At 36.2% G+C, this 23,415-nt stretch carries 19 protein-coding genes and 1 tRNA gene; 10 read left to right on the top strand and 10 right to left on the bottom strand.

What is annotated here, in order from left to right; translation table 11 throughout:
• Positions 1 to 296 precede the first annotated feature (296 nt).
• The 3 genes from KBJ98_RS12355 (at position 297) to KBJ98_RS12345 (ending at position 3,720) form a co-directional block, all read left to right on the top strand.
• On the top strand, positions 297 to 1,646 hold the full coding sequence (locus tag KBJ98_RS12355; protein ID WP_210791098.1) for a tetratricopeptide repeat protein: 1,350 nt from the start codon (positions 297 to 299) through the stop codon (positions 1,644 to 1,646).
• A gap of 62 nt (positions 1,647 to 1,708) precedes the next feature.
• Positions 1,709 to 2,443: a DUF4292 domain-containing protein gene (locus KBJ98_RS12350; protein ID WP_317192498.1), complete on the top strand. Its 735-nt coding sequence runs from the start codon at positions 1,709 to 1,711 to the stop codon at positions 2,441 to 2,443.
• A gap of 59 nt (positions 2,444 to 2,502) precedes the next feature.
• Positions 2,503 to 3,720, top strand: coding sequence for a murein hydrolase activator EnvC family protein (locus KBJ98_RS12345; protein ID WP_225899133.1), 1,218 nt, complete (start codon positions 2,503 to 2,505; stop codon positions 3,718 to 3,720).
• A 103-nt stretch (positions 3,721 to 3,823) separates the two neighbouring features.
• Here the strand turns inward: KBJ98_RS12345 and KBJ98_RS12340 are convergent, their stop codons facing one another.
• Positions 3,824 to 4,831 carry a hypothetical protein gene (locus KBJ98_RS12340; protein ID WP_210791092.1) on the bottom strand — a complete coding sequence of 336 codons (1,008 nt, stop codon included), beginning with the start codon at positions 4,829 to 4,831 and terminating at the stop codon, positions 3,824 to 3,826.
• A 189-nt stretch (positions 4,832 to 5,020) separates the two neighbouring features.
• Here KBJ98_RS12340 and KBJ98_RS12335 point away from each other — a divergent pair, with 189 nt between their 5' ends.
• On the top strand, positions 5,021 to 7,084 hold the full coding sequence (locus KBJ98_RS12335; RefSeq protein ID WP_210791091.1) for a TonB-dependent receptor family protein: 2,064 nt from the start codon (positions 5,021 to 5,023) through the stop codon (positions 7,082 to 7,084).
• Between the two features lie 20 nt (positions 7,085 to 7,104).
• On the opposite strand, the gene KBJ98_RS12330 is transcribed toward KBJ98_RS12335, so the two are convergent.
• From KBJ98_RS12330 to KBJ98_RS12320, 3 genes are all read right to left on the bottom strand, one after another.
• Positions 7,105 to 7,545: a c-type cytochrome gene (locus KBJ98_RS12330; RefSeq protein ID WP_210791090.1), complete on the bottom strand. Its 441-nt coding sequence runs from the start codon at positions 7,543 to 7,545 to the stop codon at positions 7,105 to 7,107.
• Between the two features lie 3 nt (positions 7,546 to 7,548).
• Complete coding sequence (locus tag KBJ98_RS12325; protein ID WP_210791089.1) at positions 7,549 to 8,673, bottom strand: PQQ-dependent sugar dehydrogenase; 1,125 nt, start codon at positions 8,671 to 8,673, stop codon at positions 7,549 to 7,551.
• Between the two features lie 194 nt (positions 8,674 to 8,867).
• Complete coding sequence (locus tag KBJ98_RS12320) at positions 8,868 to 11,198, bottom strand: glycoside hydrolase family 3 protein (RefSeq protein ID WP_210791088.1); 2,331 nt, start codon at positions 11,196 to 11,198, stop codon at positions 8,868 to 8,870.
• Between the two features lie 203 nt (positions 11,199 to 11,401).
• Here KBJ98_RS12320 and KBJ98_RS12315 point away from each other — a divergent pair, with 203 nt between their 5' ends.
• A complete protein-coding gene (locus KBJ98_RS12315; protein WP_210791086.1) occupies positions 11,402 to 11,815 on the top strand; it encodes a DUF2452 domain-containing protein in 414 nt (137 codons plus the stop codon).
• Positions 11,816 to 11,921: 106 nt separating this feature from the next.
• Here the strand turns inward: KBJ98_RS12315 and KBJ98_RS12310 are convergent, their stop codons facing one another.
• The 3 genes from KBJ98_RS12310 to KBJ98_RS12300 all read right to left on the bottom strand — a co-directional run bounded on the left by KBJ98_RS12310 (position 11,922) and on the right by KBJ98_RS12300 (position 16,292).
• The gene (locus tag KBJ98_RS12310; protein ID WP_210791084.1) at positions 11,922 to 15,143 is read right to left on the bottom strand and encodes a WD40/YVTN/BNR-like repeat-containing protein; all 3,222 of its coding nucleotides are present in this window, start codon (positions 15,141 to 15,143) and stop codon (positions 11,922 to 11,924) included.
• A 122-nt stretch (positions 15,144 to 15,265) separates the two neighbouring features.
• Positions 15,266 to 15,742, bottom strand: coding sequence for a cupin domain-containing protein (locus KBJ98_RS12305; protein ID WP_210791082.1), 477 nt, complete (start codon positions 15,740 to 15,742; stop codon positions 15,266 to 15,268).
• 160 nt (positions 15,743 to 15,902) lie between these two features.
• Complete coding sequence (locus KBJ98_RS12300; RefSeq protein WP_210791080.1) at positions 15,903 to 16,292, bottom strand: Dabb family protein; 390 nt, start codon at positions 16,290 to 16,292, stop codon at positions 15,903 to 15,905.
• 318 nt (positions 16,293 to 16,610) lie between these two features.
• Here KBJ98_RS12300 and KBJ98_RS15345 point away from each other — a divergent pair, with 318 nt between their 5' ends.
• From KBJ98_RS15345 to KBJ98_RS12285, 3 genes are read left to right on the top strand one after another with little or no spacing between them, the layout of a single operon-like run.
• Positions 16,611 to 16,886, top strand: coding sequence for an ATP-dependent helicase (locus KBJ98_RS15345; protein ID WP_210791183.1), 276 nt, complete (start codon positions 16,611 to 16,613; stop codon positions 16,884 to 16,886).
• Positions 16,887 to 16,915: 29 nt separating this feature from the next.
• Positions 16,916 to 17,956, top strand: a complete 1,041-nt coding sequence (locus tag KBJ98_RS12290; RefSeq protein ID WP_210791078.1) for an HNH endonuclease domain-containing protein — start codon at positions 16,916 to 16,918, stop codon at positions 17,954 to 17,956.
• A complete protein-coding gene (locus tag KBJ98_RS12285) occupies positions 17,949 to 18,809 on the top strand; it encodes an HIT family protein (RefSeq protein WP_210791076.1) in 861 nt (286 codons plus the stop codon). The genes KBJ98_RS12290 and KBJ98_RS12285 overlap by 8 nt, the downstream gene beginning before the upstream one ends.
• Before the next feature lie 364 nt (positions 18,810 to 19,173).
• Here KBJ98_RS12285 and KBJ98_RS12280 read toward each other — a convergent pair whose 3' ends face one another.
• Complete coding sequence (locus KBJ98_RS12280; protein ID WP_166132685.1) at positions 19,174 to 19,935, bottom strand: LamG domain-containing protein; 762 nt, start codon at positions 19,933 to 19,935, stop codon at positions 19,174 to 19,176.
• An 86-nt stretch (positions 19,936 to 20,021) separates the two neighbouring features.
• Here KBJ98_RS12280 and KBJ98_RS12275 point away from each other — a divergent pair, with 86 nt between their 5' ends.
• Entirely contained in the window at positions 20,022 to 20,369 is a 348-nt protein-coding gene (locus tag KBJ98_RS12275; RefSeq protein ID WP_166132686.1) for a winged helix-turn-helix transcriptional regulator, read from the top strand.
• A gap of 160 nt (positions 20,370 to 20,529) precedes the next feature.
• On the opposite strand, the gene KBJ98_RS12270 is transcribed toward KBJ98_RS12275, so the two are convergent.
• Together KBJ98_RS12270 and rseP are read right to left on the bottom strand one after the other, a co-directional pair.
• Positions 20,530 to 20,603 (bottom strand) — tRNA-Asn (locus KBJ98_RS12270).
• Positions 20,604 to 20,741: 138 nt separating this feature from the next.
• Positions 20,742 to 22,085: an RIP metalloprotease RseP gene (gene rseP, locus KBJ98_RS12265; RefSeq protein ID WP_210791074.1), complete on the bottom strand. Its 1,344-nt coding sequence runs from the start codon at positions 22,083 to 22,085 to the stop codon at positions 20,742 to 20,744.
• Between the two features lie 192 nt (positions 22,086 to 22,277).
• On the opposite strand from rseP, the gene KBJ98_RS12260 reads away from it, so the two are divergent.
• Positions 22,278 to 23,345, top strand: coding sequence for an NADH:flavin oxidoreductase/NADH oxidase (locus KBJ98_RS12260; protein ID WP_210791072.1), 1,068 nt, complete (start codon positions 22,278 to 22,280; stop codon positions 23,343 to 23,345).
• The last annotated feature ends 70 nt before the right edge of the window (positions 23,346 to 23,415 follow it).

Genomic DNA, 23,415 nt, shown 5'->3' with positions numbered 1-23,415 from the left:
AAAAATGTTTACTATTTTTGAAGTATAAATTTTAGAAAACTTAAATTCCTTGTATGTTTCACAAGAACTCATAAAACAGTTTTTTAAACCATCAAGAGATTTAATAAAATTAAGTTTTTTGAGAATAAATTTTACAAAACTTATATGACCTTATATGTCTTATATGGTAATAAAAATAATTAGCTAACAATGTTTGCAAACCTTTAGAAAACTTAGATGTTAAAATAAATATACGGCAAGGATGCTAGTATTTGTAAATGGTATTAAACAACAAGATTAGTATTAAAAAAAACAGCATGAAAAAGAGCGCTTTTTTATTTTTATTTCTGGTTTTGCAGTGCAATTCAGCTTTGCTATACGCACAAATAGAACCCGAAGAAATCAAAGTTGATACGGATCAATTTCAAGAACTATTCTACGAATCCTTGCTACAAAAAGGAATCGAAAATCACGATAAAGCCATTGTCGCTCTTGAAAAGGCCGATAAAATCAGCCCTAACAACGCTACCGTTTTTTATGAGTTAGGGAAAAATTATTTAGCCTTAAAAAACTATCCCGAAGCCTTTACTTTTTTTGAAAAAGCCAGCACCATCGATCCTAAGAATAAGTGGAATTACATTGGCATGTACGATGTGAGTTATGAAACCAAAAACTATGCGCAGGGAATCACAGTTTTAAACAAACTAATCCCAATCGATTCGAAGTATAAAGAGGATTTGACTTCGCTTTACATGGCTACCAATCAATACGACAAAGCTTTAACTTTGATACAAGAACTCAACGAAACCGTTGGAAAAACAGATAGAAGAGAATTATACAAAAGTCAAATTCTATCAGTGGGAAAATATCAAAATTCGGAAATTGCAAACCTCGAACAACTCATCTCAAAGAATCCAAAGGAAGAATCGAATTATTTAAATTTGATTTTTTTATACTCTAAAAATAACGACGAGAAAAAAGCTTTTGAAGTTGTTCAAAAATTAGAAAAAGCCATACCTACTTCAGAGTGGGCCCAAGTGAGTTTATTCAAAAATTATTTAGATAATAATGACGCCGTAAAAGCCATCAGTGCTATGAATACTGTTTTGGGTAGTAGCAAAATCGACTCAAAAATTAAACACCGTATTTTAAACGAATTTTTAATTTATGTCAATAAAAATCCACAGTACAGCGCTGATTTAGAAAAAGCGGTTTCTTATTTTGATAATGATCCAAACATCAATGTCGCTAAAGAAATTGGTTTGTTTTTTCAAAATAAAAAGCTGTACCAAAAAGCGATTCCTTTTTACGAAAAGGCTCTGAAAACCAATGCTGACAGCGATATTGCAACGCATTTATTGCTTTTGCAAGCACTTACGGAAGTGCAGCAATTTGACCAAATAGATAAAAAAGCAACTACTTTGGTAGAGAGTTTTCCAACACAGGCTACCTTTTATTATTATGCAGGTTTGGCCAACAATCAATTAAAACAATTCAAGAAAGCAAAGGATTATCTCGAAATGGGCATGGATTATGTAGTAGAACAATTGGATTTAGAAGTGAATTTCAACATCCAATTAGGAGAAGCCTATAACGGTTTGGGCGATTTCAAGAAAAAAGACTTGTATTTTGCCAAAGCCAATCAATTACTTAAAGCAAAAAAATAATGAAAAAATGTGTCCTACTCTTTATACTTTCAGTCTCGTTGTTGTCCTGCAAGTCCAAATCAATGGCGGTTGGAACAACTCCTGAAGCTCCTGCAGTTCCCGCAGTTGCTAGCGCTGAAATGTCTGCTAAAAAAATTATTGAGCAGCATTACAACAATAAAATCGATTTTTCTACATTGTACATTAAGTCGAGCGCACGTTACGCAGATGATAAATTAACACAAAACGTAACGGCTGAAATTAAAATCAAAAATAATGAACAAATTTTGGTAAGCGTCCGTTTTCTGGGTATTACAATGGCCAAAGCCTTAATTACACCAAAAGCAGTAAGTTATTACGAAAAACTAAATGGAACTTATTTTGAAGGCGATTTTAGTAGTTTGAGCCAATGGTTAGGCACCGATTTAGATTATGAAAAAGTGCAAAATTTATTGTTAGGCAAGGCTATCGATAATTTAAGCAAAGGCAAATATCAAGTTAAACTTGAGGAGCAAAGTTATCAACTAGTAGATCAAGATAGTGGGAGTACCTCAAAATCTTATTTTTTAGATGCGTTGCGTTATTTAGTTCAAAAACAAGAAGTGGCTCAAGCTACTGAAGAACGTAACATTAAAGTAGAGTATGGCGCACACCAAGATTATGCACAAGGAACCTTGCCTACGCAAATTGCAATTCAAACTCAACAAAAAAAAGGAACTACGGATATAAAATTGGAGTATAACGGAATTTCTTTTAACGAAGAACTTTCTTTTCCTTATAGTGTGCCAAATGGCTACAAAAGAATTTTAATTAAGTAAATTTGCCAAAACATTTTTTTCACATGCCAAAATTGATCCTAAGCCTAATTTGTATTTGTATGACTTCCTTACTTTGGAGTCAAGAGTCACAACAAGAAAAATTAGAACAACGCAAAGAGCAAATTCAAAAAGAAATTCGCGAAAACGAAAAACTTTTACAATCCGTTAAGAAAAAAGAAAAAACGGTCGTGAACGTTATCGCGATTCAAAGCAATAAAATTAAGCTAAAGGAAAAATTAATTAACACTACCGAAAAGCAAACCAAATTGCTTAAGAACGACATGTATATTAATCAAGTACAGATTAATAAACTGAAAAAAGAACTAAAGATTTTAAAAGAAGATTATGCTAAAATGATTGTGAAATCATACAAGAGCAGGTCTAGTGAGAGTAGAGCCATGTTTTTACTGTCGTCTGAAAATTTCTTGCAAGCTTACAAACGTGCGCAGTACATGAAGCAATACACGAGCTACAGAAAAATGCAAGGAGAAGAAATCAAAACTAAAACAGATAAATTAGCCGATTTCAATCAAAAGCTAGACGTTCAAAAAACGGCCAAACAAAAATTGATTGCCGAGAACGAAAAAGAACGTTTGTCTCTCGAAAAAGAAAAGCAAGAGCAACTTAAGTTGGTGAATTCTATCAAGAAGGACAAAAACAAGATTGCGCAAGAAATTAAAAAACGCCAGCAAGAATACAGAACAATTGACAGGCAAATCAATAGGTTAATTAGAGAAGCCATTGCTGAAGCCAACAGAAAAGCAGCACTAGAAAAAGCAAAAGCAAACCCAAGCGCGCCAGTATCTAAAGCGGCAGTTTCATCATCAAAAATTGAATTGACGCCAGAGGCCAAATTAATTGCAGATAATTTTAGAGCCAACAGAGGTCGTTTGCCTTATCCAGTTGAAAAAGGATTTATCTCTCTAGGCTACGGAAACCAAACGCACCCGCTTTTTAATACGATTACCATTCACAACAGTGGTGTTGAAATAACTACCGAAAAAGGGGCTAGTGCTCGTGCGGTTTTTGGCGGTGAGGTTACAAGTGTAATGGTAATTTCGCCAGTGAACAAAGCCGTTACCATCTTGCATGGTGATTATTTTACGGTGTATCAAAACTTAAGTTCGGTATCAGTAAGTAAAGGCGATAAAGTAAGCATTAAACAAAGTATTGGTAAAGTAAGAACCAATGGCGACACCGGAAAGACAGTTTTAAAATTTATGATTTCTCAAAACTCAACGTTGATCAATCCTGAAGGTTGGTTGTCAGGAAGGTAATTTATAACGAGCCTTAACATAAAAAAGCACTATCGTTTCACAAGAAATGATAGTGCTTTTTTAGTTTTTAAAGGTGATTTTTCAACCAGTAATTCACTCCAATTTATTGGTACTGAATGTAAATTGGCTTTGGCGTAAGCTGAACCAATTGTTCTGGCGTATACATACTCCAGTTGTTCCAATTGTCATTTTTGTAAAATAATTTGAAACCCGTAAACTGTACAGGCTCTCTATAAATGTAACGTAAGTAAGTTGATTTTTTTAAAATTTGGCTTCCAAAACCATCCATGTGCATTACGATTTGTACTTCGGGAACTTTTTTAATATTTTGGTAATTGGTAACCATTCCTTGTGTAAAACGGTGAACTACTAGAACTTTTGGCGGAAGCTTTTTCTCGCGTACAAGTCGAGCCAAAATTTCAATTGCATCGTTGATATCGGATGCGTCAAGTGTACCAATTTTTTTGCCAGGCACGTGACCTCCTTTCATCGAAAATTCAGGATCAATACCCAAATGTACATTGGGTTTTGCCAAATACGATTCTAGTTGCGTTACTTCTTCTTTTACAGTACTATGGCCAATTTGCACATCCAAAAACACCAATGCTTTAATTGGTTTTGCCCAAGCTAGCAAAGTGTCAATTTGTTTAAACGGCATGCGCATGTTGTATCTGTTGGCTTTTCCGGGTTTGCTTTGCGCCGAAACTGCGATGTAATGTAGCGCAGGTATTGCTTGAACTGTTGAATCAGCGGCTTGCCATTTGGCTACTTCTGATTGCAGTTTTTGGAGCATTTCGTCTTTTGGATATTCACCTAAAATGCCCATTCTTTTAGAGTATAAATTACCATAAAATGCAATGATGCGTTGGTATGGCAAAACAGCACCCACTAACGGATACGGACTTTCTGCAGGCCATCTTCCTGTAGTGTCTTGGTTGCTTAAAGCGAGCATGCGCATGTTATAATCTACTGTGTCAAGCTGTGGTTTTTGACTTTGAATTTTTTTTGTAATAGGAGTAGTGGCTGGTTTTTTTGCAGCCTTTTCATCTTGACAAGAAAAAAATAGAGGTGAAAATGCTAAAGCGAAAAATAGATTTAAAATGGGTTTCATTGTTAAGGAATTACTGCATCAAAAAGCTGCTAATTATGACAGCAAGGTATTCATTATTGGTTGAAATAAAGTTTGAAACCGTTACATAATTTACGGTTTTTGACAATATGAAATCGTGTTTGGACTTGGTGCCAAACGGAAGAAAAGAGTATCTTTAAGCACCAATTTAAACCGCTAAATAGTAGTCTCTTGTTAAAAAAAATAACTCTTTGTTTCCTTCTAGTTCAATGTGCCAGCGTAACTTTTGCGCAAGCCAAAAAAGACACCATCTCTTTGCCAGAAGTAGTTTTGAAAGGCGCACCGATACAAAAAAGCGTTCAAAAAACTGCTGCGGCTGTTGCAGTACTTACTGCTGCTGAAATCAATAAAAGCGATGGTTTGATTTTAACTCCGCTTTTAAATACAATTCCGGGAGTGAGTATGCAGCAAGGTGCGTTGAACACCAACCGAATTATGATTCGTGGTATTGGTGCACGCGCACAATTTGGCACTACCAAAATCAAAGCTTATTTTGACGGGATTCCGCTAACTACCGGCGAAGGTGAAACCACAATTGACGATTTAAATTTAAGTGCAATTGAAAAAATAGAAATCACAAAAGGTCCCAATGCCACGAGTTTTGGATCGGGTTTGGGCGGTGTTATCCAACTGTTTTCAAAAGAGACGCCTGCGGGAGAGAATTTTGCAAAAGCGGCTACCACTTTAGGAAGTTTTGGTTTGCTACACCAACAATATACTGCCGGGTTTGCTAATGCAAAAAGCAATTTGTACAGCAGTTATGCCAATGTACAGCAAGACGGATTTAGAGTGAACAGTGACTACAGTCGAAAGACATTCAACTTGCACGGCAAGCACCAGCTGGGAACGAAAGGGAAATTGTCTTTTCTGGGAACCTTTACACGATTGAAAGCGTTTATCCCGAGTTCGATTAATGAAAATGATTTTATTAACGATCCCGAGAAAGCCGCTCCTACTTGGGCTGCCGCAAAAGGATTTGAATCTTACGATAAAGTACTTTTAGGAATTGCACATCAACATCAATTTACAAATAAATGGTCGTTACAAACGAGTGTTTTTGGTAGTTTTAAAAACGCTTACGAACCACGACCTTTTGATATTTTAGAAGATAACACCAATACAGTGGGTTTGCGAGCGCATGCCAACTTCAAAGACCAACTTTTATCAGTACCCATGGAATTGAGTTTTGGAACTGAATTACTCAAAGAACGATACAACAATACTTTGTATCGCAATTTGTATCAGTCGCAGCCGGGTCAAGGAAGTGTGCAAGGAGAAGCTTTTAGTACCGTAAATCAAAATAGAAATTACAGTACTTTTTTTGTTCAAATGGAGTTGCAACTAAATTCAAAACTGCAATTAGAAACCGGTTTGGCTTTCAATGAAACTTCCTATTCATTAGAAAACGAAACAAATCAAGGTGATCCATATTCCTTTGGCGCTGTGTGGTCGCCACGAGTAGGATTGTCATATCAAGTAAGTAAAGGAAAACATCTTTATACGGCAGTTAGTAATGGTTTTTCGGTGCCATCGGTTTCAGAAACCTTAACTCCTCAAGGCCAAATTAACAACAGTTTGAAACCAGAATTGGGTTGGAATTATGAAGTTGGTTTCAAAGGAAAGTGGTTGGGTCAAAAGTTATACACCGAAGTAGCTTTGTACACTACTCAAATCAAAAATTTGTTGGTAGCACGTCGCACTGCCGAAGATCAATTTGTGGGTATCAATGCGGGTAGTAGCTCACATTCAGGTTTTGAGTTTGTATTGCGTTATGAAGTTTTAAATAGCGAACAAGTGCAAATTAAAACCCAAGCTTCGGGAACTTTGAATAATTTTAAGTTCAACGAATTTATAGATGGCGATGCTGATTATTCTGGAAATCAACTCACGGGCGCACCGCAATCGCAATTTAATTTCGGGATTGATGTACAAACAAAAATGGGAATAAGTTGGAACACCTCTTTGCAAACCGTAGGTAAAATCCCTATGAACGATAGCAACACCAAATACAGTGATCGTTATGCGCTTTTAGATAGTAAATTGACTTATTTATTTACCTTGTTTAATTGTTTGAAAACAGAAGTAAATGTTGGAGTGAACAATGCTTTAAATCAAAAATATGCTGCTAATATTTTACCTAATGCAGTAGGATTTGGTACTGCTGCGCCACGTTATTTTTATCCGGGAAATCCAATCAATTATTACGGAGGTTTTTCGGTAGCCTATTACTTTTAAATCTAAACTCTAAAAAAACTTTATTTTTTAATAGCGGCAACCTCTGTTACAGTCACAACTTTGGTTTGTTTGTTGCTCCACGAAGTCATAATGTAGTTCATTACATCAGCTACTTCTTGATCAGTGAGGCCCATGGCAGGCATGTTACCATTGTACCATTTACCATTAACTATCATCATTCCATTTTTTCCGTATTTTACAGCTGCGATACTTGCTTTTCGTTTGTTTTTTAACCAGCTAGATCCATCCAAAGGCGGAAAATTAGTGCCATCTCCTTTGCCTGCAGCGCCATGACATTGTATGCAAAAATCGGCATAGATTTCTTTACCCGGATTTTGAGTAGTTTCAAAGTTGTTGTTTTTATCAATGCGGCTGTATGTAGCTGTTTCAATAGAGCTCTTCGTAGCGATGCTTCCAAGCAATGCCATACCCAATCTCAAAATTAGTTTTGTGTTGATCATGATTTAGTTAGGTATAATTTTTACAATTCCTTTTCCTTCTACACCCATGTAAATGTAACCGTCTGGACCTTGCGCTACATTGCGGACACGACCTACACCTGTGGCAATTTTTTGACGACCTACAATTTCATCTCCTTTTAATTGAACCAATTCGAGGTATTGAAATTTTAATGATCCTACTAACAAATGTCCTTTCCAATCTGGATATTTATCACTGGTTACAAATGTCATTCCGCTTGGCGCGATAGAAGGCAACCAGTAATAAATTGGTTTTTCAATTCCTGGTTTTTCGTTTTGTGTACTAATTGTAGTGCCATCATAATCGATGCCGTAGGTCACTACTGGCCAACCATAATTCACTCCTTTTTGAATGATATTGATTTCATCGCCGCCTTGAGGTCCGTGTTCAGTTTCCCAAATGGCGCCAGTAACTGGATTTTTTGCCATTCCTTGTGGGTTGCGATTTCCATAAGTATAAATGGCTTCTTTAGCTCCTGATTTACCCACAAAAGGATTGTCTTTTGGAATACTTCCATCATCATTTAGGCGATATATTTTTCCGCCATCGCGAGTTATATCTTGTGGATTGACAAAGTGTTCCCCACGTTCTCCCACTGAGAAAAATAAATAACCATCATTATCAAAAACAATTCGGGAACCAAAATGCTGTCCTTTGGTTGTATTTGGAGTTGCTTTGTACAGCGATTCAATTTGGGTTAAACCGCCATCAACTAATTTAGCGCGAATTAATTTGGTATTTCCGCCGGTGCCTTCACCTTCTTCGGAGGCGAAAGTCATGTAAATCCAACCGTTTTTAGCGTATTCCGGATGTAGAGCGATATCCAACAAACCACCTTGTCCGCGAGTATAAACTTTTGGAACATTTTTAACGGCTGTTTTTTGTCCGTTTTTAATGTGAAATAAAGTCCCACTTTTTTCTGTAACCAATAGCGCACCGTCTGGCAACCAAGTCATTCCCCATGGAATGGCAATGTCCGAAGCCACGGTTTCTAAAGTATAATTTTTAACTTCGTCTTTGACAACTACATCATTTGGTTTGGTTTGTGCCTCACAATTTAGTGCAAGCATGGAGAATATAGAAAGGGAAACTAGTGATATTTTTTTCATGATAGAAGTTTTAACAAAATTGTTTTTAAAGGTACTAAATGCCCAATAAAAATTGATGATTGGATTTAATTTTTGCTTCGAATTAACACAATCAAGTCGTTGCGTTTAATTAGTGTTTTTTTGAAAAAAGAAAAATCTAAAGTTTCCCCATAAAAAAACCACCTTTTGAGTAGGTGGTTTTGAGAGATTGTGCTTTATTTTTTAACACTGTATTTTGCTGTTCGGGCATCTTTGATGGTTCCTTTCCAATTTAATCCGAAACCAAAATCATATACATTTCCGGTGGTGTCTTGGTACGGAATCATATCGTGTGGTACATCTTCGAGTTGTTTTTCAACCGTAGACATGTTGGCGGGCATTTGCAAAGGTAACAAGCCAGACGGTTCTGTTTTACCAGAAACAATATCTAACAAAGCTTCTACTTGTACGCCAAAATCTCCCAGTATTGCATCTACATTTTTTTCGAAATCACTAAAAACCATCGGATTTGAAATGGATACAGCTACTAAAACTGGTTTGTCTTTCATGGCTTTTTTTGTATCTAAAATGGTATTTAAATCAGGATACGAATTGGATTTACTCGTTTTATTCACATACGAACGGTTGTTGATAGTAGGATCAATCACGGGATCACCAGCAGCAATACTTTGCGCTCTTGCATCAACAGCGGTGTAGTCACTCAATTGCAAACTAATGGGTACATATCCGTTTCCGCCAGCTTCTCTATCCGTTCGGCTGTAGCCGTTGCTGATCGGACTTTTGATAAAAACCATTGCAAAGTCAGCTTTTTTCGGATCATCGGTTACGGTGTAGTATCTTTTAATCAATTCTAAATTAACTGGATATTCTATTTTTTCTGGCGAAGGTTGTCCAAAAAAATTAATTCCCGCAGGTGTGGTGCGCTTTGGTACATAAACCGTTTTTCCTTTGGCAATTGGTAGCGTTTTGTTTTGATTTTTAAGCAATACTACTGATTTTAATTGCGCATCGTAACCCGCTTTCATAAACTCGGGTTTTCCAACAATAGCTTTGGTTTCGTTCGGGTCTAAATAGGCATTTTCGAACAATCCCACTCTAAAAATATTTAAAAGTAGCCGAACTGCTGATTGCTCAAAACGCTTTCGCATAAAGGATTCGCCTTGCTCTTTTACACCCATTTGATAGGCTTCCAGAACAGGTTTGATATCGTTGTTTCCTCCAAATTGATCTACGCCAGCAATCAGCACTTTGTAATGTCTTTCGGCCACGGTTAATGATTCAACTCCCCAAGATTTTCCAGCAAATACATCTGGTTTTGGACCTTCATCAGCAGTAATGAGCCAATCGGTACAAACTACGCCATCGTAATTGTATTTATCTCGCAACAAATCAGTGATGATGTATTTGCTAAAACCGTTCCCTACGTTCTCGCCATATTTTTTATCTTGACCAAATGAGATGGTGTAGTACGGCATCACCGCCGATGCTTTTTTAGTAGAACCATTCAGTTGAAAAGCGCCTTCGGTAAATGGTTTTAAGTGCGTTTCGAAATTGTTTCCAGGATATACTGCAAATTTTCCGTAGGCAAAATGTCCATCGCGTCCGGCTTCTTCAGGACCGCCACTTGGCCAATGTTTCACCATGGCATTCACACTTTGATGTCCCCAACCGTTGTAGTTGGCAATTGGTTTTTTCGGGGTTTGAAAACCATCTACATAGGCTCTTGCCATGTCGGTAGCAAGTTTTGGGTCTTCGCCAAAAGTACCCACAAAGCGATTCCATCTTGGTTCTGTTGCCAAATCAATTTGAGGTGAAAGCGCCGTTGCGATTCCCATGGCACGGTATTCTTGTGCAGCAATACTACCAAATTGTTGCGTAATGGTTGCATCAAAAGTGGCAGCAAGACCTAATTCTTCGGGCCATTGTGAGATAGCACCTCCGGAACCCGCATTGTATTCGGCATCTTTATTGGCTCCATTTCTAGGATCGGAACTGTTGTTGGCTGGAATTCCCATCCCGATACCTTCGACTAAAGTTTGAATATTGTTGTTCCACTGTGCTGCAATTTCTGGCGACGCTACCGAGGTCATTAATATATGTCGCAGGTTGTCTTTGGTTAAAAAAGCAATTTGCTGATCGGATAAAGCAGAAGCTTGCGCTCCACTTTTGGAAAAAGGTTTTCCGTTATAGGTTCCTGTAAACATGCCTGCTTCTTGCGCCGGAATGGCTTGGTGCCTGCTGTACAACATTAAACCTGCGATTTGTTCTACGGTCATTTGTGCGGCTAGGTCTTTGGCTCTTTCGTTTACGGGTTTGCGCCAATCTTCATAGAGATCTAATTTTCCGTTTTTATTCAAGTCTTTAAACGCAAAGCCATCTACTTGAATGATTTTGATACCCGATTGCGGTGAATAACCTAAGGTTTCACCACCTTTGTTGGCTACTAGTTTATAGGTTTTTTTGTTGGTTTCGGTCCATTTGGTTTGTGCCTGCAAGCCTACAGCAAGTAGGAGCAAAGAGGGTAGTATTACAATTTTTGATTTCATACGGGTTTGTTTTCAGGTCAATAGCTTAAATTGAAGCGTTTCAAATGTAACAAAAAATAATATGTGTTGTATAGACGCAATGAAACTATTTTTATTTTTGAAATCAAAGTAACAAGGAATATCGACTAGAAAACTATTTTTTGTTTAACTTTGCGGAATTAAAATTAAACAAAATAATTATTCTTTGCATAAGCTGAAAATAAATGGAAGAAAAAAAACCAGATAATGTTGTTTATACTGCCGAGGCGGGATACAATGCCAATATATTGCCCTACGCAACAGGTGTTGGTGCACCAGTTATTCGTGTTGATGATGTAGTTTCTTGGAAAAGCAGAGGAATTGACAATGTGAATAAAGAATTGGGAAATAAGTTCAATGAACTCAAATTACAATACGAAAAATTGATGCAAGAATACGAATGGAACGAACTCGTGTATAGTGCCAAATTTTCGTTTGAGCCAGTTATTGGCGAGATTTATCATTTGTATCGCGATGCACAAGGCGTTCATTTTTTATCCTTGATAGGCCCACACGAGTGGAATAAAGAACATATTGGTACTTTTAAACTCAACAGCGATAAAAAGTGGATACATTTAGACGGCTATTCCAACTTTTAACAATTGCTTTTACTTTTCAAAAAGAAATATTTTTAAAAGAAGAAAGGGACCGTTCACAATGAGCGGTCCCTTTCTTGGTTTTGTAATGCTTTATATTCGCTACAACTTATTTTTTATCCTCATCTAAAATAATAGCGGGAACCTTTTGTTGCATCACATAGCTGTTAAAAGCTTTGACATCTTTATCCATCAGTTCTTGCAATTTACTGATTTGAGCGTCTATTTTTTGAGCTAAATCTTGGTAAACTACATAGGCATTGCGCGTAGGTTTTGACTCTGATGAAGAAATGTTTGATCCCAAACCAGCCATTTTATCATTCAATTGAATAGGGAAGGCCAATACATCTTGTGGTGCTTTGGCTTTGGGTTGCATTAAAGTTCCTTCGATAGCGTCAAGACTTTCTAAAGTAGTTTTTGTCATTTTTTTCATTTCTTCTATCAGCACAGCATCTTTTACGCTACCGATATAAGAATTGATTTGCGATCTAATTTTGCGTAATTTGTTGATCGCTTTATGTGCTTCGTCCACTTTTTTGTTCACCTTTTGATGCAAATCAAATTGTTCTTGCAAGTCGGCTGCACTTGTATTTACTCTTGGGTCTAATTTAATTTCGAAGGCTGCTTCGCCAATTACATTTTTTCCCTCTAAAAGTTTAACAGTATAAGTGCCAGGAACTACTTTGGCGCCAGCTCCAGAACCAGCCCACATTACATTAGTACCTTCTACTTCAGTCACATTAGGATATCTCATGTTCCACACAAAAGAATTCATACCAGCTTGCGCTGAAATTGTTCCTGGTTGTGCTTTATTGGTATCAGTATAAAACTCTTTTGAAGGTGCCATTTCTTTGCCTTTCAAGTTTTTAGTAGACGAGTAGGTGATAATAGTATCTCCTTTTGGAGTAGCAAATTGCAGTTTTATCTCGTTCGTAGGTTTCTTTTTAAAATAGTAACGCACAATTACACCATTTGGTGCATTGGTCCCTGTGCTTGTGTCATCACTTTGACCACCTGACATACGGTAGGCATGACGTGGTTTAAATAAGTGTTTGTCCGCTTTTACTGCTTGGTCTTTGATTTCGTACAATGGAGTAATGTCATCTAAAACCCAGAACGCACGACCATGTGTAGCTACTACTAAATCTTTCTCTCTTTTGTGAACACGCAAATCACGAATTGGTGTCAAGGGAAGGTTTAAGTTGAGTTTTTGCCACGAATCGCCATCATTGAATGAAACATAAATACCGCGTTCTGTACCAGCATAAAGCAATCCTGCTTTGTTTGGGTCTTCGCGCATTACACGACAATATTCGTCACTCGGGATTCCGTTCGTTATCTTGGTCCATGTTTTTCCGTAATCAGACGTTTTAAATAAATATGGATTGCGATCGCCGTACATGTATTTGTTCGCCGCTACGTAAGCTTTTCCTTTTTGATGCTCAGAAGTATGAATCATACTAATCAATGAAAAATCAGGTAAAAGCGTTGTTGGTAATGAAATATTATCCCATTTGGCACCATTGTTTTTCGTGATGTGAATCAAACCATCGTCAGATCCTGTCCAGATAACACCTTCTTCAAGAGGCGATTCTGATAAGGTGAAAATAGTAGCATAGGCTTCGGCACCGGTTTGGTCTAAAGTTATTGGACCACCTGTTTCGCCAGTAGTTTTAGGATCATTACGCGATAAATCAGGACTTATGATTTGAAAAGAATTTCCTTGATCTTCGGTAACGTGCACTACTTGTGAGGTCACGTACATTTTCTTAGGATTGTGAGGCGAAAAAACAATCGGGTACGTCCATTGAAAACGGTATTTTTTGGCATTAGATGGCGCTCCAATATTCGACTCCGGATAAGGAGAGATGTCTTTTGACTGTCCTGTTTTTTTGTTGAAAGTACTTAACTGTCCGTCGTATTCACCGCCAAAAGTAATGTCAGAATTGGTTGGATCAGCTTCGATATAACCGGCTTCGCCACCCGCAACCGGATACCAAGATTCTGTACCGATACCATAACCATTGGTTCTGGAAGCGATACGAACAGATGAGTTGTCTTGTTGTGCACCGTAGATGTTATACGGAAATTCATTGTCTACCGAAACGTGGTAAAATTGGCTCGTAGGTACATCAAGGGCAGTAAAAGTTTCTCCGCCATTATAGGTAACTTCTCCGCCACCATCATCACCAATGATAAAATTATCAGGGTTGTTTGGGTTAATCCAAACATCATGTGTATCACCGTGACCCACATTTATTTTTTTGAAACTTTTGCCGCCATCGCTGGTTTTCCGGGCATCAACATTCAACACAATTAATCCATTTTCGTTTTTAGGATCGGTTTGTAAATTCATGTAATACCATGGGCGTTGCCACAAATTTTTGTCTTCGTTAATCAATTGCCAGTGTTCACCAGCATCATCAGAGCGGTACAAACCACCTTTGTTGTTTTCGATTAAAGCATACAAACGGTTTGAGTTTACAGGCGAAACGGCTATTCCTATTTTTCCAAGCAAACCAACAGGCATTCCTGGTTTTTCATTTAAAGAAACCCAAGTATCGCCACCATCGGTAGATTTGTAAAGTCCAGAACCTTTTCCGCCAGACGACATCGAGTGTCCGTTGCGATAAGCTTCCCATAAGGTAGCATACACAATTCGCGGATTAGAAGGATCAATGCGTACGCACATCGCTCCGGTTTTAGCATCTTTAGAAAGGACTAATTGCCATGTTTTTCCACCATCTTTTGATCGGTAGACACCACGCTCCGGGTTCGATTGAAAAGGATTTCCCATTGCTGCTGCAAAAACGATATTGGCATCAGTAGGATGTACCTCAATATTACCAATAGCATCAGCCTTATCTAGTCCTGCTTTTGCCCAGCTTTTTCCGCCGTTTACTGATTTATAAACGCCGTCGCCAAACGAAATGTTAGACCGCATATCGGCCTCGCCCATTCCTACATAAATCACATTAGCATCAGAAGGCGCCACGGTAATAGCACCAACAGAAGACGATTTAAACACACTGTCAGAGATAGGAAACCATTCGTTTCCGCCGTCAATGGTTTTCCAGACACCGCCACCGGTTGCCCCAAAGTAGTAGGTGAGCGGTTGACTGGCGTGACCTGCAACTGCCAAGGACCTACCGGCTCTAAACGGCCCGATGTTGCGCCATTTGAGCGCGTTAAAAACACTATCTGTAGCAATGGCTGCCGTGTTTTTGTTTTTTACATTCTTTTTTTGAGCGAATCCGCTTGGCGCGTTACTCACTAATGCTGCTGCAATGATAAGGCCATGAAAGACTTTTTTACAATGCGTTCGATTCATATGGTTTGGTTTTTAGTTAGTTTATAGTTTTAAAATGAAAACACAATTTAGAACTTTATTTTTATGAGAAGTTATTTTTGCATATTTTGACTTCTAAAATTCATAATGTTGCACGGATTGTGTTATTTATTTTTAAGTTTTTCAGCTACATTGTCGTAGTACTCCTGTGTTAGGACTTCCGTCCAAATCGTAGGTAGTTTTCCACCATATAGAGCAAGATAAGTTATATTATTTTCTTTGCTAGAGGCGTGCCAATGTTCGATATCTTTATCGCAAACTAAAATATCACCTTGCTTAATAACAATAGGGTCTTTGCCTTTTTCTTGATAATATCCTCGACCTTCAACTACAATCAATGTTTGTGGAGTTGCATGTTTGTGCCAATCCAAGGTGGAGTTGGCTTTAAAAGTAGCTTTGGTAATGTTGTATGGAAGAGAATTATTCTCTTGCATCATAGTGTTTAACCATGCTGTTCCCAAGTAGTGTGTATTAGGAGCTTTAGTTCCTTCAACATTATAGGAAGTTATTTGATATGATGCAACTTGTGCAAAAGTCAAAAGTGGCTGTACTAGTAAAAGGAAAATGATGTATTTTTTCATAGGATATGTGTTTTGATTCAAATATAGTGAATAATCAAATGGTTTGGTTATGAACTGTTTGCAGATGAGGTGTTTTTGAAATTCTGTTTTTTTTAAATTAGAAATCACTAGTAAATAACATATTATCAACGACTTATTGTTGCAATTATTTCTGAAAAAGCTACTGTGTAATGCTATCGAAAACGCGGACTTTTTCCCAAAGGTATTGGTGTTTTTTTACGAATTCTAAGTGAATGGGATGGTCTTGATATATTTTTTGGTCGGATTCATTGTCAAAAAACAACAATTCTGATACTTGCCAAGAGGTATCAACCACTTCGCGTTTTTCCGTTGATGCTAAGGTGCCTATGTGAATTTGTCGCACTGTTGGTATTGATTCTAGTGTTTTTAAGCCTGAGATAAGTTGTTTTTTGTCAGCTTCAGAATCTGGATTTTTTAACCAAAAGTAAACTTGGTGTAGCACAGATTGCGATGCTGCTTTGGTTTTTAATCCCATCAAACTTGCCAAACCAATTGCTGTAGTAGCTCCAATAAATTTTCGTCGTAACATGTTGCTGTAGTTTTAGTACGGGAAAATAAGAAAAATATTGGGAATAATAATGTAAATTACTCAATTTGAAGGTGTAGTAAAAGCAATTGTGAACAACATTAAGATCGTTATCAAAAAGGCACTCCATTTTAGGCTTAAGATTTTACAGGTTTTAATTTTTTAGCTTTCTTAATTATGTTCCTTTTTAATATTTTTCTTATCTTTCAGAATCGCTTTTTAATTGCTGTTTTAACTTAAGATTATCTTTTAGTGGGGCTATGTTTTTTATTATCGGTTAACGATAAAAGTTGATAAACGATAGGTAATTGAAATGATGCTATTTTTAGAGTTGTTAAGGATATAAAATATGATGTTTTACTTGAAGAAGAAAGACGATTGTTTTATGTTGCAATAACGAGAGCCAAGGACGAATTATTTCTGATTACAGAATTAGGAAACGAGTCGTCATTTGTCGATGAAATTCCTCAACATTTCTACAATGTTAATAAGCCGATAATTAAAAACATAGATTCACAAATTATTAATTGTAGCGATTGCAGAGCAACTATTAATATGTCAGACAAGTTTTGTCGAAATTGTGGAAAAAAACTTTAACGGAATAAATTATTAATAATCTAAGCTTGATGAACCTTCCAACTTCAAATAATTTACCTATTCAAAAATTAGCTTCTGTTTTCGGAAGTACAGTTGCAACCTATAAATATTATTGGTTAATTGCTATAATTGAATTAATTGAAGAAGGAAATTCAGTTATTCTTAAGAAAAACATTTTTTCTAGAATGATTAGTAATGCATGGTATACCATAAATTATTTTAAACTGTCATTCGGAAAATCCGATAATTTACAAATCGCTGTTAAATCTATTTTGAATTCTGAGAAACTACATGAAGATGAAAATAAAATTAATCTTATTGATCGATTACAAAATTCTAATTTAAAAGAAACTATAAATCAATTATTACATTTTGACAATAATGTCCCGCATTGGTTTCTTTCACCATGGTTTCCTAAAAAAAGTAAAACGGAGATTTATAAATTATCCAAAACTTTTAATAATGATTGTTTATACGCTCTACATAATGATTTTATAGAGATAAATCCACTATGGATTGAGTATCTAAAATCGAATACAAAAATTATTAAAGATTTCTGTTATTGGAATTTAACTTTATTTCTTCAGACAAGAAATCCTAGCGTTCCTGATATTGCAAATAAATTAATAAAACCAGCAACAAGAAATGGTTTAAGCAAACAAACTAAAGATTATTGGAAATTAGTTTTTGAAAAGGAAAATGGGATAGAATGTATTTTTACGGGTAAAAAATTGATATTTGATGAAAAGAATTTTGCATTAGATCATTTTATACCTCATAATTTTGTTATGCATGATCTTATTTGGAATTTAGTTCCTATTGAAAAAAAGTTTAATAGTTCTAAAAGTGATAAACTTCCGTTGTTTGAAAAGCATTTTGAAAAGTTTTATAAATTGCAAAAAACAGCTTTTGAAATTAATAAACAAAATGATTGCAAAAGCATTTATATGGATGAATACTTAGCAATATTTCCAAATTTAGATGCTTTTGACAAAGAAAAGTTTTCAAACACGATTCAACCATTGATTACCATTGCTAGTAATAACGGATTTTTATTTATGAATGAGTAGCCAAAACCCAAATAGTCACTTAACAGCAATTGAAAGAACATCACTTTCTTATCCTGCTAGGATTTTACTAAATCAAAAAGAGATTAAGGGTAAAGTTTTAGATTTTGGCTGTGGTATTGGTAAAGATGTAGAATTATTGAAAAATGAAGGTTTTGATATTACTGGATACGATCCCTTTTATTTTCCAACATTTCCAACCGAAAAATATGATACAATCTTGTGCTTTTATGTTCTAAATGTTTTGCTTCCTGAAGAACAAGCTGAGGTTTTAATGAATGTATCGAGTCTCTTAAAGCCAAACGGAAAAGCCTTTTTTGCTGTTCGTAGAGATATTCAACACGAGGGTTTTAGAATTCACAAAATCCATAAAAAAGAAACTTATCAATGTTTAATCAGATTAGGTTATTTGTCTATTTATAAAAACGAAAACTGCGAAATATACGAGTACCAACATTATACTGTTTTAAACAAAGGAAACGTAGATTTAAGCCCTTTTTTAATTGGAGAAGATACACGAGAATTAATTGTTGAAACAGCAACAGTTTTTTCATTTTATGATAAGTTTCCAGTTTCAGAGGGCCATGCTTTAATTGTCCCTAAAAGATTAGTCTCAAATTATTTTGATTTGACTTTAAAAGAACAAACCGCTTGTTGGATTGTCGTGAATAAATTAAAAAATATACTTCAAGAAAAATTTCGACCAGATGGTTTTAATATTGGTATAAACATCAATGAGGATGCTGGACAAACTATATCGCATTGTCATATACACATTATTCCACGATATAAAAATGATATTGAAAATCCGAGAGGTGGAATTCGAGCAGTGATTCCAAGCAAAAAGGATTATTAGCTTATAAAATTATTTTCCCCGTAATCTCTTAGTTTAAGTCTGATATAAGATTCGGGTTGAAAAAAAGCGTTACCTTTTCTGGAGAGAGTACTCCCTTTTAACTCAAAATAAAAGGTCAACATTCAAAAGTGACTTTCTAATTTAAAATTAAAAAGAAATTCTATTAGTTTCTAAGAGCTCCTCCGCCGCGGCGGACTCGAACCAAGGCCCGAAAAAGTTTAAACCAAAAAAAAAGACCATCCTTGCTGATAGTCTTTTTAAAAAAGCTCCCCTTATTGACAGAAGCTGCAACTATAATGCGATTATTGAATATGTAACTATCAGAAAAATAAAAAGTTAAACTTCTTGCAAATCGACAGGGAGTTTAAATACCTTCCTGTTTTTCTTCTTTCTTGATTGGAGCTTTATAGGGTCTTTTTATTATTTTCAAGTCCTTAAAGTATCCAACTGTAGCTATATCAACATAAAGTCCAACTCCTCCTTTTTTAACTTTACCTAACATTTTATCAACGATAAAAGAAGAGTATTTCATATTGTTAATAAACATTTCGGCCGTTTCTCCATTTACCTCAATTCTCATTGTTATCCATTCATTTAAAGCAACTGGTGCTGAGCCCTCATACGATCCAGGAGGATAATTTTTTCTAAGTGTTTCAAATTTTGCATCCGGATAAGAAAAATATTGAACAGCGTGGTTTCTAAACATTTGATTTGAGGCTCTTCCAACTTTAGGTCGCAAATAAATTGACTCAAACGCAGAATCGTTTGCAGCAATTCGATAATACAAGCCAATAAAACCGGCAGCTCCTGCAAAAGGGGATGGATCTTGAATTTGACTATACATCTTAATCTCTATAGTTCCATTTTCAAAATCATTTAATCCAACTAATTTTGCATAATGTTTTTCATCTACAGTCGCCTCTAATCTATTTGGGTCAAATGGCAAAGTGGTTAAATCTCTTTCAATTTTAAGCACGGGTTCACCTTGAAACTTAATGATTGATCCTGTCACGTTATGTAATTCAAAAACTTGTTTCCCTAAAGTCAATTTTGTTTGAGCAAAAACAGAGGAAACAAAAAAGAACTTAATTAATAAAAAACTGATAATCTGTATGTAATTTTTCATTTTATATTTTTTTTACAAATCTATTTCAAATTTTATACATTCGTAACTAAGTTAGTAAATACAAGTAACCAAAAGGTAACCAGATTATGAGCAGCAAATTCATCGACAACCCATTAAATTGCCCCGTAACCCGCACAATAAGTATCATAGGAGGTAAATGGAAGCCCATCATACTAAACTGTATTGGAGATAGGACAATTCGATTTGGGAAACTAAACCAAATCATACCATCGATTTCAAATAAAGTATTATCTGGTGAATTGAAAGAATTAGAGCAATATGGATTGATTCATAGAATTGAATTCACTGAAATACCGCCAAGAGTAGAATATTCTTTAACTAACACTGGCAAGTCGTTACTTCCATTATTACACGAACTTGCTAATTGGGGTAGTACTCATACTGCTAAAAAGATCATTAAAGAATTTACTTGATTTTTAGAAAGATACAGCCAAAACCCACTGATAACCAAAAAAGCCACTCAATTTCTTGAATGGCTTTCTAAAAGTTTCTCCGCCGCGGCGGACTCGAACCAAGGTTCGCAATGATGTAAAACAAAAAAGCCACTCAATTTCTTGAATGGCTTTCTAAAAGCTCCCCCTCTTGGGCTCGAACCAAGGACCCTCTGATTAACAGTCAGATGCTCTAACCAACTGAGCTAAGGAGGAAACTGTATATTTTTATTTTTTTTAAAGAACGTCTTTTTTATTTGCTTTTGAACAACTCTGTTTGTTTGTCTAAGCGGTTGCAAAGATAGGCTATCATTTGGTTTCTGCAAATAAATTTCAAACTTTTTTTCATTTTTTTTACTTGCCGATGATCGCTTTGTAAATGTCGTTTCCGTTAGCAAATAGTAAGAGTGTGATAAGTAAAACAAAACCAACCATTTGTGCATTCTCTAGGAATTTATCGCTAGGTTTTTTGCCTGAAACAATTTCGTATAATAAAAACATCACATGACCTCCATCAAGTGCCGGAATTGGCAAAAGGTTCATTACTCCGAGCATTATTGACAATAAAGCGGTGATATTCCAGAATACCTCCCAGCTCCAAGTTTTAGGAAAAATATCAAAAATAGCCTTGAATCCGCCTACTTGTTTGTATGCGCCCGTGCTTGGACTGAAAATCATTTTTAATTGCTTACCATAGCCAACAAGCTGGTCTTTTCCTTTGGTAATTCCTACCGGGATAGATTCGGCAAAACTAAATTGTTGCTTACTTACTTTATAGTAGCCCAGTTTTTCTAGCGATTCCATACCCAAACGACCAATTCCAATACCAAGTTTTCCATCAGCTGATATTACAATCGGTAATTTAATTTCTTTCTCCTCACGAAGTATCGTAGCGGTTACGGTTTTATTTTTATTGTTTTCAAGAACGGTTTTGGCTTGATCAAAGTATTTAGTAGGCGTACCGTTAATAGCAAGAACAATATCTTTTGGCTGCAAGTTGGTGTTTTTTGATCCTTCAGAAATTGCACCAACAACAAACGGCATTCTGATATCTAATAAAACTCCTTTTTCAACTTTGTCAAGTTGATCTACAAAATCAATAGGAAGTTTTACAGTAGTATCAGCACCATTGCGGTGTAAAACAACTTCTTTTGCGGTAAGTACTTTTAGGGTTAATTCTTTATCAAATTTCTCGATAGTTTCTCCATCAACAGCTTTTATTTGATCTCCGGTACGGAAACCAATTTTTTGCAGGATCGTGTTTTCTACGAGCATTCCATCCTTCAAGTCTTTGTTAGCAATATAAACGTCGCCGTAAACATACGCCATTCCTATATATATAATGAAAGCCAAAATAAAATTGACCGTAACACCACCCAACATGATGATCAAACGTTGCCAAGCTGGTTTCGATCTAAATTCCCAAGGCTGTGGAGGCAAAGCCATTTGTTCTTTGTCCATGCTTTCATCAATCATCCCCGAAATTTTAACATAACCGCCTAGTGGCAACCACCCGATTCCGTATTCGGTTTCGCCAATTTTCTTTTTGATAAGAGAATATTTTACATCAAAAAACAAATAGAATTTTTCGACTCTGGTTTTAAATAATTTGGCAGGAATGAAATGTCCTAATTCGTGAAGTACAATCAGTAATGATAGGCTCAATAAAAATTGAGAAAGCTTGATAACTATGTCCATTTTAAATTTTTAGTTCTTTTATAACTCACAAAAGTAAGGTTTTCTGTTTGTATATTTTACAATATTTATACCATCGCTTTTTAAAAGTTTGTTAATTATCAAAAATTCAATTCCTACTTTGGTAATGGAGCCTTAACTTTACTTTTTTGGAAACTTATTACAGTGTTTCTTTCATTTTAAATTTAACTCAACATGGCATCAGCATTATTTTCTCCATTAACAATAAAAAGTATAACATTAAAAAACCGTTTGGCTATTTCACCGATGTGCCAATATTCTGCCGTAGATGGCTTTGCCAACGATTGGCATTTGGTACATTTAGGAAGCCGTGCCAGTGGTGGCGCAGGTTTGATTATTCAAGAAGCTACTTCGGTATCGCCAGAAGGACGTATTTCGCCAGAAGATTTAGGACTTTGGAAAGACGAGCAAATCGAGAAAATGCAGCAAATCAACCGTTTTATTATCAGTCAAAATTCAGTTCCTGGCATTCAGTTAGCTCATGCCGGACGTAAAGCCAGTGCTGCTTCGCCATGGAACGGTGGTCGAAAAGTAGCTATCGAAAAGGGTGGTTGGAATACCGTGGCGCCAAGTGCAATTCCGTTCTACGATACGGATCCTGCGCCTTTAGCACTTGATTTGGATGGGATTCAAAAAGTAATTGCTGACTTCAAGTCGGCTACCAAAAGAGCAGTTCAAGCGGGTTTTCAGGTAATGGAAATTCATGCTGCGCACGGTTATTTAATGCATCAATTTTTATCGCCTTTGTCAAATACCAGAACAGATGCTTACGGTGGTAGTTTCGAAAATCGAATCCGATTCACACTCGAAATAGTAGCAGCAGTGCAAGCGGAATGGCCTGAAAATTTGCCTTTGTTTGTTCGAATTTCAGCTACTGATTGGGCTGAAGGTGGTTGGAATTTACAAGAGTCGATTGCTTTATCAAGAATTTTAAAAGAAAAAGGAGTCGATTTAATTGACGCTTCTTCTGGCGGAGCAGTAACGCAGCAGCAAATTCCTGTTGGTCCGAATTACCAAGTTCCTTTTGCGGAAAGCATAAAAATGGAAGTAGGCATTTTAACAGGAGCAGTTGGTTTAATTACTGAAGCAGCTCAAGCGGAGGAAATTGTAGCCTCTGGAAAAGCCGATTTGGTTTTGGTAGCGCGTGAATCATTGAGAGATCCTAATTTGGGATTGACATTTGCACACGAGTTAAAAGCAGAAATTGCTTGGCCTAAACAATACGAGCGAGCTAAACTTTAGGTTTTGTAAACATATAAGTCACGTAAGTTTTCTTTTTTTTAAACTATTTAGGCATTAGTTAAAATCAAGG

This window comes from Flavobacterium erciyesense (genome assembly GCF_018069925.1).
GTDB classification, from domain to species: Bacteria; Bacteroidota; Bacteroidia; order Flavobacteriales; family Flavobacteriaceae; genus Flavobacterium; species Flavobacterium erciyesense.
Note: the sequence above shows the minus strand (reverse complement) of the source record. Positions and strands in the feature narration are given on the sequence as shown.